The 11793-nt window shown below is 60.5% G+C and carries 6 protein-coding genes and 1 pseudogene; 5 read left to right on the top strand and 2 right to left on the bottom strand.

The features are described from left to right. Positions 1-378 (bottom strand): annotated as a pseudogene (locus RTS12_RS17600) (MotA/TolQ/ExbB proton channel family protein); the annotation flags it as partial. 14 nt (positions 379-392) lie between these two features. Next, on the bottom strand, positions 393-833 hold the full coding sequence (locus tag RTS12_RS17605; RefSeq protein ID WP_312530837.1) for a hypothetical protein: 441 nt from the start codon (positions 831-833) through the stop codon (positions 393-395). Positions 834-982: 149 nt separating this feature from the next. On the opposite strand from RTS12_RS17605, the gene RTS12_RS17610 reads away from it, so the two are divergent. The 5 genes from RTS12_RS17610 to tssK form a co-directional block, all read left to right on the top strand. After that, positions 983-1420 carry a DUF1036 domain-containing protein gene (locus tag RTS12_RS17610; RefSeq protein WP_312530839.1) on the top strand — a complete coding sequence of 146 codons (438 nt, stop codon included), beginning with the start codon at positions 983-985 and terminating at the stop codon, positions 1418-1420. Between the two features lie 54 nt (positions 1421-1474). Beyond that, positions 1475-2287 (top strand): hypothetical protein, encoded by an 813-nt coding sequence (locus RTS12_RS17615; protein WP_312530841.1) that lies wholly within the window; start codon positions 1475-1477, stop codon positions 2285-2287. Between the two features lie 6 nt (positions 2288-2293). Further along, entirely contained in the window at positions 2294-4543 is a 2250-nt protein-coding gene (locus RTS12_RS17620; RefSeq protein ID WP_312530842.1) for a peptidoglycan DD-metalloendopeptidase family protein, read from the top strand. A 222-nt stretch (positions 4544-4765) separates the two neighbouring features. Continuing rightward, positions 4766-11158: a hypothetical protein gene (locus tag RTS12_RS17625; protein WP_312530843.1), complete on the top strand. Its 6393-nt coding sequence runs from the start codon at positions 4766-4768 to the stop codon at positions 11156-11158. Positions 11159-11263: 105 nt separating this feature from the next. After that, a partial coding sequence (gene tssK / locus RTS12_RS17630) for a type VI secretion system baseplate subunit TssK (protein ID WP_312530845.1) occupies positions 11264-11793 on the top strand: 530 nt, incomplete at its 3' end.

Genomic DNA, 11793 nt, shown 5'->3' on the forward strand with positions numbered 1-11793 from the left:
CGCCCCCTGCACCACGGCCTCAAGCATCCGCATACGCGAGCCCATCTCGGTCAGCTCGAACAAGGCGATTTGCCGACCCAGTTCCTCGCCGTATTCCTGATCCCCCGGTCTTGCCCGCAGCCCCGACATGACTGCGCCCAAAACCCGCGATTGCACCGAGCGGTCCTGAGCTGCCTTGCGCTGCGCCTCGTTGGGGCGACCGTTCAACCAGTCATTCAAAATGTCATCGGCAACCTTGTGATGCCCAACGCCCATGCGTCGGAACTGCAGGATCTTAAATGTCGCAACCGCGACAGTGACGACTGACAAGATCCCAAGTGCGGCGAAAACAACCAGCGTCGAAATGGTAAGGTCTTGAATGCTATCTGGTAAAAACATCTGGCGGGTAGGTCCTAAAGGCCAAAGGCAATCGAGGTGCGCGTGCTGGCCTTTAGCCCGGCAAGGCACAGATCGGGCTGGTTCTCGCCCCCTTCGACACGGCATTCGGCGACATCATTGACCACGATGCGGGCAGTGCTGGCGCAAGTGGCACCCGGTAAGACAAACATCGCAACCTTGGTTTTATCTTTGGCCAATGCCCCGAAATCCAGAACAGGAAGCGCGCGAACGGCGCCTTGGGTGTCGAAAACCGCGATCTGCCAGGCAGCGCGTGCCAGCGCCAGACCGCTGCCATTTTCAACCACAACGGTCAGTTGGCAGCCAGCCGACTGGGCGTCTTGGGCTTGGTTCAATTCCATTGCGATCCCCCCTTGAGCCTCACCCGCCAAGCCGAGGTTGGGGGCGATCAGCGCAAAGCCAAGCAAGATCGTGGCGGGCAGCGTGACGCGGTTCATCAGAGTTCCTGCATCGTGGTTACATCGGGTTCAACTGTGGCATGGGCGAATTTGCCGCTCTGGTGCGCGATCTTTTGATGCGGCATAACATGGCAGTCATGTTAGCTCAATTGCGACATGTAAATGATCATTACGCCTGTGGAGAGGGGATGCGACGCGCGCAAAGGTTTCTGTTGGTGGCGGTCTCTTTGGGGGCAAGTCTGTTGATGCCGGGGCTGGGGGCTGCGGCGTTCAAGCTGTGCAATCAATCCTACGATGTGCTGAATGTGGCGATTGCCCAACCCAGCCCCGACCGACCTGGACCCGATGCTTTCATCACGCGGGGCTGGTGGCGCGTGGCCCCCAATCAATGCGCCACCCTGCTGCGCGAGGCGCTGCAAAGCCGTTATTTCTATGTGTTTGCCGTTGATGTTTTCGGCAAAGAGGCTTTGCCCGGTGTGATCCCGCTCTGCGTCGCGCCAAAACGCTTCGAGATAGCGCGTCAGGGTGATTGTCTGGTGCGCGGCTTTATCGATGCGCGCTTTCTGGAAATCGACACCGAGGAGCAGACCGACTGGACGGTCTTTGTTTCTCCGCGGCCAAGTTAGATCAGGCCTATGTCGGCGAGGCGCAAATATCGCATTATATCCCGGGTTGTGGCATTGATTTTGCTGGCAGGCGCACAGCCCGTGCTGGCCGATTTGTCTGTCCCGCGGGTCGAGCAAGACAGCATTATCATCACCACACTGAAACCCACATCCGATCCCAGTCCGCGCATCGTCGGGCAGGAGATTGCCCCAGAAGGGGGGACCCCGGCGGCCCCACCGCCTGAGGCCTTGGTGGAAGGGGCCGGTGATCGATCGATCCAGCCACGACTTGCGGGCCTGCCGGAACCTTCGATCATCGTCGGGGAACAGGCTGCCCCGGCTTTGGCCAGTTTGCCGCGTGGCCCCTTGGGTGTCGCCTATGCCGAGCGCGCCCGCCTTCGTGCCGACAACCCCGAGACCTATCGCGAGATGGTGGCCTCGGGGGCTTTCGATCCCGATGCAGGCAGCCTGGCGCAGGCGATCCAGGCAGAGTTGCAGCGCATGTCATGCTATGGTTCGCAGGTTGATGGCGTTTGGGGGCGTGGATCGGTCACAGCGGTCGAGCGTTATTTTCAGGCCGCAAATGTTCGCGCGCCGGGTAATGGGCCAGAAATTGATCTTTACCGTGCGATTTTATCGGGTCCGGATCTGAACTGCCCCGCGCCCACACCTGTCGCGACGCCGCAGACAACGCCCCGCAACTCTTCGCGCACCTCGGGATCAAGGCGCAACACGCCTGCCGTGCAACCTTCGGGTGCGGCGGGGCGCCCTGCGGCGCAGGGTCGGCCCCGCAATCCCAACCCTCCCGCCAATCCCCCCGCCACCACCACGCCCGCGACGCCCCCACGCATCGCCCCCGGCTTTGGTGGCACCGGGCTTTTTCGATAACGCGCCATGATCGAAATCGACCCTAAATTCCGCGAGATGAGCCAGGGCGCCCGCCGTCGCCGCAATCGGATGGGCGTTGTTCGTCTGGCGCTGATTGCTTTTTTGATCATTGGGGCGGGCTGGTTTGGCTGGCATCTGGCGGGGGCTTCCTTGATGGCACGCCTTGCGCCGCGTTCCATTGCCGTCGCTGGAGCGGACGATCAGATTACGCAGACCGAAAGCGAATTTGACATCGCGCCGGTGGTGCGCGGCGATACATTCACCAATATCGCGGGCGATCCGATGGTGATTGCCGGCCCCGAAGGCGATGCCGCCACCGGCAAGCATATGACCGGCCCCTCGGACCTCAGCCCGATCCGCGTCGGGCCGCCCGAGCCCGATCGACTGGCCCTGATCAGCGAGGATCTTTACCAACGCGAACGTCGCCTGATTGCGTCATTGCCCACCACGCGCGAGGAATTCGCCCTTTTTCAAGCCGAGCGTAGCCGTGAACGCCTGATGGCTGCCTCTGCCGAGGTTGGGATTGTCCCGGGGGCGACGGTTTCGGTTGGGCAGGACGAGACCAAGGCGCGTGGCTCAAGCATGGCGTTCATTCGCGATCCGTCAAACCGCACAGCGCTTTGGCAAGATATGGTCCTTCAGCTGCGCGTACCTACTGACATTGCTGCGCTGTTGCAGGCCAACGGCTTTGATCGCGCCCATGCCGAGCGGATCAAGGCGCGGATGCTGTCACAAATGCAGATAGAGCCCGAGCTGCAACGCGGATCGGTTCTGGCGCTGCGTTATCGGCAAAGTGCCGGCGCGCGCGAGGTGATGCAGCTGTCACTGTATCATGCGGGCGCTTATATCGGTTCGCTTGCCGTCGGCGGCAGCGGCCAATTGGTGGTTTCTGCCGATCCTTGGGCTGATCAGCCGCTGCTGGATCAGTCCGAAGCAGAGGATCTGGCCTCGGATCAACCACAATTTCGTTTGCTTGATGTGATTTACTCGGCGGCGATCCGCAATGGCGTCCCCGGCCCGGTGATTGGTGAGGCGATTGCCTTGATGGCCAAGGTTCATGATCTGGATGCCTATGCGGCAGAAGGTGACAAGTTGGCGCTGCTTTATGCCACAAAACCGGGACCCGGCGCGGATGAGGCGGGGCAGGTTCTATATATCGGGGTCGAGGGGCCGTCGGGTGAAAAGCGCTGCTATGTCGTGCCTCGGCGTGAGGGCGGATATGAATGCTACGCCCCCGGCGCAAGGGTGATCGTTGATGCTGGTCAGCCGGTTTTGACCCCGCCAGTGGTGGGTGTCCTGTCGCAGCGCTTTGCCCCGACCAGGGCGTCTGAGCAGCGTGCCGACGCCAAAAATGGTGCGGGCTTTGTCATCTGGCGTGCCGCACAAGGCACCCCGGTTGTGGCTGCGCTGTCGGGCCGCGTGGCGGAACTAACCCCCGCCGCTGCGGGGCGCGCGGCATCATTGACGTTGACCCATGCCGATGGTTTTACCACGCGATATGACGGGCTAGACCAGCTGCCGCAGGCTCTGGTGGTGGGGGCCGATGTTCAGGCGGGTGCCGCGATTGGTCAGATTGCGGCCGCCACCGCGGGCGGTGAAACCGGGTTGCGCTTTCAGCTGATGCGAGATGCAAAGCCGGTTGATCCCATACCCTACCTGACGGGCGGAACCGAGGTTTTGGCCTCGAATGCCGTTGAAATGCTGATTTCGCGGATCATCCATGTCGAAAGTGGCGGCAATGCTGCAGCGAAAAATCCGCTGTCGACCGCGACCGGGCTTGGGCAGTTCATCGAAAGCACATGGATGCGCATGATGCGCAGCTATCGTCCCGATCTTGTGGCCACGATGGGTCAGCAACAGCTTTTGGATCTGCGCCTTGAGCCAGATATGTCGCGTCAGATGGTGCGTCATCTGGCGCAGGAAAACGAGGCCTTTTTGCGCGCCCGCGGCCATCAGATCACGGCGGGCAACCTTTATCTGGCGCATTTCCTTGGCCCGATGGGCGCAAGCCAGGTCTTAAGCGCCGATCCCGCATTGTCGGTGGCGCAAGTCATGGGCCAGGGCGTGGTTTCGGCCAACCCATTCCTTGCGGGCTATAGCGTCGCCGACCTGCGCGCCTGGGCCGATCGGAAAATGAGCGCGCGCGCGGTCAGCGATGCCACCGCCATGCCGCAAACGATGGTCATGAAAGCCTCGCCCGAGGTCGAAAAATTCGTGGCTCAGATGAATGCGATTCTGGATGATTCTGCGCCCTAGGCCGGATTTTTGCCGCTGTTGCCCCGGCTCTTGTGCCGCTCGTGCCAGTCTTGGGCCGTATCGGCGTGTTTTTGGGGGCGCGCGAGGGAAAATTTCCAAGGTTTTTCCGGTGCGGCATATCGTTTAATTTGCCTAATTAGATCATCACGTCTCGAATTATATGTTCGTTAATGCTAATCGAAACGAGTGCCGTGTTCACTGTGTTTAGAGAAGAGCCACCCGATGCCCCGTGCCCGTCTTCGCTTTCGTAACTGTCTGCCGCAACTTGTTCTGGGTGCGCGCGCGAAATTTTTGCTTAGCACGGCTTTAATGACAGTCGGCCTTCAGGGCCATGTTGCGACCAGGGCTTTGGCTGATGACGTCTATCTGAATAACGGCGATCCTGGGACCTATGCGCAGCGCAGCGGGCGTTGGCGTAATAACTCTCCCATTTGGTCGTCTGCAGTTGGGCAAACTCAGACCCGACGCCTGAACCCGCAAAATGACACGGCGGTCCTGCCGGAGCGCAGCTCTACGCAGACGCAGGTGCGCCTAGAGGTCGAGAATGGGGTTGATGTTGGAATCATCCGCGCCGAATCCAGCCATTATACGCTGGCGGGCCGAAGCGGGCGCCTTATCGGCAGCTATACCGAGCGCGATAGCGACGGCAATGTGGTTCAAAACCGGCTTCTGATTTTTGAACTGGCGGCCGCGCAAGGCAATGCGACCTCGCCGACTGAACTGAAGATCCTGACCTCGCTTGAGGGCAATGTCGTCGTGCGCGGCGAGGGGCTGCTGACCTATTCGGGCAAGTCGGGCTCCAACATGCTGTCGTTGACGATCGGTGAACTCGTCAATTTCGTCTCGACCGGGGAAAGTCGTGGCGAGCTGAACAATGCTGGCCGCTTCGAGCTGGCCGATCAGGGTGGGGTGCAGGGCATCCATAAGGGTCAGCTCAACAACACGGGCACTGCGGTCATTAGGGGTACGCTGGAGGGGGCGGTCGACAATGCCGACGACGCGACCCTTGCCCTGCGCGGGGGCAAGGTCACCGAAGATGTCGCCAATGCTGAAAATGGCCTGATCAATGGTTATGGCGAGATCGAGGGGACGTTGACGAACCTTGGCCGCGTCGAAGTCAGTCAAAACCCGAATGGTACGCGCCGCAAGTTGACCGTCGGAAGGCTGGAAAACCAAAGCGTAGGCGTGGTGGTCGTCGAGGACCGTCATCGCCTTGAAAGCGCCGATATTGAAAATGATGGCGGCACCATTCGCATCGCAAGTGGCGGCGCGTTGTCCATGACCGGCTCGGACCCGTTAAGCAATATCAACGGGGCGACGCTGCGATTGGATGCCAATGGCACCATGAACGGCAATGTCGCCAATGACAGCGGCGCCACTGTGGATGTTCGGGGCACGCTGACGGGCAATGTGACCAACGCCGGGAATGCGACATTGACCGTGCGTCAGGGCGGTCGGATCGATGGCGCAATCTCGGACAACTCCAGCTCGGTTACCACTCAGATTGCGGGTACGGTGACGGGGCGCGTGACCAATGCCAGCACCGGATCCGTTCTGGTGGCGGGCAGCGGTGCGATCGGATCCTTGAGCAATCAGGGCTCATTCACTTTGGCACAAGGTGGGCGTGTCACCGGTCCGATTGCGTCAAATACGGGTACGCTGATCCTGAACGGCTCGGTCGGGGGGATCACCACGAACTCTAGCGGTGGTGTGCTGACGCTGAACTCGACGGGTACATTGACCACATTGAATAACTCGGGCACGGCGGATCTGGCTGGCACGACATCCGGGACGGTCAATAACCTGGGGACAGGCACGACGAACCTGCTGGCGGGCTCGTCTATTTCTGCGGTGGACAACCGGGGCACCGGCACGGTCAACGTCGCCGAAAACGCGGTGATCCGGGGCGATCTGATTGGAAATGACGGCACGACGAACCTGAATGGTAGGCTGCTTGGCAATGCCACCAATGATGCTGGCGGTGCGCTGAATATCGGTCAAACCGGCAGCGTCGGAGGGGATGTCGTCAATAATGGGACGCTGGATCTGGCGGGCTCGGTTGCTGGCGACGTCGTCAATAATTCGAATGCCACGATCGGATCTGATGTGGCGGGTGCACCTGCGACGATTGCGGGAAGCTATACCTCGCAAACCGGGACGCAGACAGAATTGCGCGGCAGCACAGTCGTCAGCGGCGATTTCATCAATAATGGCAGCATGATCGGGCAGGCCGACCAGGATAGTTCGCTTGAGGTTGGTCAGACCTTTATGAACAACGGCACGATCACAGGAACCGAGACCTCGGCGATCCGGATCACGGCCGAGAATCTGGCTTTTGGTGCCAATAACCACATCACCGGGCGCGTTTTCCTGAACGGCGCGATCGCCAACAGCGGCCGGATAGACTATACTGATTCCGATACGGCGATGCTGATGGGCGATCTGCTGAACACGCCCGCCGGCGTGGTGAACGTCTCGGCAACGCTGACCGGCAACAACTTCAACATCAACAATTACAGCAACGTTAACGTCGACGCTGCAGGAAGCATTGTCGGGCTGAACCAGTTCAATAACCAGAGCGGCCAGCTGGTGATTGCCGCGGGTGCCTCGGTTGCGGCGAATTCCGTGGTGAACGGTGCCTCGGGGCAGATCAACAACGCCGGGGTGATCTCGGCCCCGATCAGCAACACCGGGCATCTGATCAACACAGGTATCATTCAGGGCGCGCTGACGACGAATGCGCCGGGAACGGCAGCGCTGCAAGGCGTGGTTACGGGTGTCATCACCAATGGCGGTACGACATGGACGACCGGGGATCTGACCGCGCGCGGCGTCGTGAACACCAATGCAATGACCGTGACCGCCGGAACGGATCTGCAGCTTGGGGCAGGTTCGATGACCAACAGCGGTCAATTTGACTTGAACGGAACCATGACCGCCGCGGTCGCCACCAACGAAGAAAGCGGGACGCTGCGATTTGGTGGCGGCACTCTGACCGGCACGCTGCGCAACTTTGGCGCCGTGTCGGGTACAGGCACCGTTGCTGGCAATCTGACCAACTATTTTGGCAGCAGCATCGCCTTGGGATCGGGCGAGACCCTAAGCGTGAGCGGGATTACCGCAAACGCGGGCGCCATCGTGGTCGCAGGGAATTATATGGGGGCCATCGATAACCGTGGCCGGGGCGAGGTTACGCTGAACGGCGGCACGATCGGCGGGACGATCGATAACCTTGGCAGGCTAAGCGGGAACGGCATCGTGACCGGTGTGGTCAACAACCTTGCAGGCGGCGTTGTGCAAGCCAATGGCGGCCAGACGCTGACCCTGCAGCAAGGTGCGGTGAACGCCGGTCATATCGTTTTGAATGGCGGCAGGATTTCCGGCGCGATTGAAAATAGCGGCGAGGTGTCAGGGACAGGGACGCTGTCCAGCGCGGTCAACAACCTTGCTGCGGGTACTGTCCGGGTTGCGCAGGGCGAGAGGCTTCAGTTCGACGGGGGTCTGGCCAATGCCGGGCGCGTCGAGGTCGTGGGCAATCTGGCTGGCGCGGTGAGCAACAATGCAGGCGGTATGGTGGTTCTTGGCGGCGGCCGACTTAGCGGAAATCTGGTCAATGGCGGCACGCTGACTGGGGACGGGCGGTTGGACAATCGTCTGAACAACGTGGCCGGCAGCCTGACGGCTGTGCAGGCATCCGATCGTCTTATTCTGGCGCAAGGCGTTGATAATACGGGCACCATTGCGATTGCCGGGCGCCTGAGCGGTGATGTGAACAACCTTGCGGGTGGCCAGTTGGTCATGGAGGGGGGCCGCGCCGAAAATGACGTGACCAATGCCGGGGCAGTCTCGGGCGCTGGTACGATTTCGGGGCGGCTGAACAACATTGCAACGGGCACGGTTGATATCGCGGCGGGTCAAGCCCTGAACGTTGTGGGCGGCACGGTGAACCAAAACACCATGCAAATCGCCGGGGCTTTGCTGGGGGGGCTGGACAATGCGGCCTCGGGGGTAGTGACGCTGAATGGGGGCGGCATCGATGGTGCGATCATCAACCGAGGCAGCCTTTCGGGCAGCGGAACCCTGGTCGACGGGATCGAGAACCTTGGTACGGCCTCGCTTGCGGGCGAGATTGGGGGGACCACCACCAACCGCGGCGCCTTTACGACCTCTGGCGATCTGATCGTTGCCAATCTGGTCAACCGTGGGCGCGCGACGGCATTGGTGACGGCTGGCACGACGCTGGCATTGCGCAGCACTGCCGAGAATGCTGGAACCATGACCGTTAATGGCACTTTGCGGGCTGCGGGAACGCAGGCTCCTGATGTTGCCGGGCCAATCCTTGTCGCCAATTCGGGCGTGATCAATGGCAATGGCCGCGTCGAAGGCGTCATCGAAAATCTGGTCGGCGGCCTTTTCCGCATGACGGGAACGGTGAATGGTGTCCTGAACGCGGGCCAGATCGAACTGGCAAGTGATGATGCGCTAAACGTTGCTTACGGGATTTCGAATACGGGTCGGATTGCCAACGGGGGCGCTTTGACCGCCGATATCGACAACCGTGGCGTTATCGAGAACCAAGGCCAGATTACTGGCACCATTTCCAACCACCGCGCCGGCACGGTGCTGCTGGCTGGCGCGATTGAAGGACGGGTTAATAACTCGGGCCATGTTCAGACCCTAGCGGACGCACGTCTTGCGACATTGGACAACCGTGCTGGTGGCACCGCCGAAATCACGACGGGGACCACGCTTAGCCTTAGCAATGGTGTAGCGAATGCGGGTGCCATGGTCGTGCGCGGCACTCTGGAAGGTGGGGTCGAGAACCTGTCTTCGGGTCGGATCGAGCTTGATCGCGGGGTCATCGCGGGCGATCTTTTGTCGCGTGGGACGCTGACCGGCTCGGGTCGTGTCACCGGCCGTTTGACCAATGCCAATGAGCAGCAAGCCATGACCGTCTCGGGTCGCTTGCGAGCAGGGGTGCTGGACAACCGCGAAACCCTGATTGTGGAAAGATCGGCCCAGTTGCGCGTTGACCGTGGCTTGGAAAACCACGACCGCCTGACTTTGGCGGGCAGCTTGCAGGGCGATCTTTTGAACCAAGCAAGCGGCCAGGCGACCTTGGGAAGTGGCGCGCGGATTGATGGAAATGCGATTAATAGCGGGCTTATTCAGGCCAATACGGCCCGAATTTCCGGCACGCTGACCAATAATGGCGTCGTCGATATGCACAACCGCAACGTTGGCGGTGAGCTGACGCTTGGCGGTCTGAACGGGACGGGGCAGTTCCAGCTGGACCTGAACCTTGCCGAGATGACCTCGGACAAAATCCGCGTGATCGGCGGACCTGCCTCGGGCGATATGTATTTCGACTTCGACATCTTGTCGGATGCAACCGTTAACGATCTTGGCGCCAGCGTCACCGTGGTCGAGCTGGACCCGTCGCAGAAAAACGATCTGTCTTTCTCTTACGAGCCGATCTCGCTTTCGTCGGCACGCATTGTCTATGAGCTGGTGCGCAACCGCGAGACTGGCAATCTGGATGTGGTCAGCGGCACCAACCCGGCCATCGGCGCACTTTTGGGCAATGTGGCCCTGACCCATTCGCTGATCGGTTCGGTCATCAACCGCCCCTCTAGCCCCTATGTCGTGGGCATGGCTTATGAGGATGCTGAAAAGTCCTGTGGCATCGGCTCTTGGGGGCGCGCTCTGGGGGGGACGGCAACCGCGCAGGGCAAGACCGACAACGGCATTGCCAGCTATCAAAGCGAGGTGCGCGCGAAATATTACGGTATGCAGGTCGGGACCGATCTGGCCTGTTTCAACGGCTATTTCGATGGCTGGAACATGGCATTCGGCGCGCTTTTGGGGGTCAACCAAGGTTCGACCGAGCAGCCCAACTATGCCAATAGCAGCGTTAACTCGATCGGGCGCCGTCTGGCCAGTGTCACCAAGTCGGACTTTGATCAAATCTATGGCGGTCTTTACATGACGGCCTCGCGTGATCGCTGGACGGTGGATCTGCAATATCGCCACGAAGTCACGGATTTCGATCTTAACAACGACGCCTTTGGTCAAGGTGACGCGTTGCGACTGACCGATGCGACTTTCCAGAGCCGGGCCAATACGATCAGCGGCTCGTTGAGCTATATGATGCCGATCGCCAATAGCGAGTGGCAGTTCGTCCCCTCGGCTGGTTTTGCATGGTCCAAGATCAAGATTGACCAGATCCGCTTTGATGACGGCTACACCCTTGATTTCGAAGATACCGAGCGCAAGGTCGGCTTCTTTGGCGGTACGTTGACGCGCACCTATGTTCAGCCGGAACAGAATGCGGCGCTGAACCTTTTCGCGACTGGGACGTATTACAAGGACTTTGCCAGCAGCACGGATTCGACCTTCACCTTGGCAGGGGACGACAAGTTCAGCCCGCAGCATCTCAAGACCGATAACTTGGGAGCCTATACCGAGCTGAGCATCGGCGCCAACTACGTCAAGGTTTTGTCGGGTCAGATGGGGCGCGCGCGCCAGTTCAGCGCAGGCACCCGCATCGACGCCCGCTTTGGCGACAGCCTGGACAGCGTCGGCGTCACCGGACAGCTGCGGTTGCAGTTCTAAGGCTGGCCACGGCGAGCAAGGCACGCGCGAAGGCGGACAGAGGCATCCATTCCAGCGCCCCTGTCCGCGCCAAAAATTAAAACGCATTGGGAATTCGAAAGCACAATGTCCTGGTTCAGCAAAGTCGCATGGAAGGAGGGGCTGTTTCTTCAGCCCCATCATCTTCAGCAATCAGACCGCTACCTCGAGAATTTGATTCAGGCGCGGACTCGCGTCATTACTCCCTATCCTTGGGGCGTGATCGAGATGGTGATGGACCGGGATCAGGCCCAACAGGGGCGTATCGCGCTGCGTTCGATTTCGGGGATGATGCCCGATGGGACGCCCTTTGACGCGCCCGGCACTGCCCCTTTGCCATTGCCCATTGATGTCCCCGAGGATGGGGCGGGCATGTTCATTTGGCTGACCCTGCCCGATACCTCGCCAAACAACCGTGATGCCGCACCCTATGATGACGAAGGCTCGGCGACGCGTTGGGGCATCGTTGCGGAAACGGTCAGCGACTCGGCCTCGGCACTTCGGTCAGAGCAGGTCCTTGAGCTGGCAGTGCCGCGGCTAGAGCTGGCAGTGCGCAAAACCCCGCGGCCGGGTTATCAAAACCTGCGCCTGGCGCGGATTACAGAAGTGCGCGACGG

The organism is Paracoccus sp. (in: a-proteobacteria), from assembly GCF_032007265.1.
GTDB lineage: Bacteria > Pseudomonadota > Alphaproteobacteria > Rhodobacterales > Rhodobacteraceae > Paracoccus.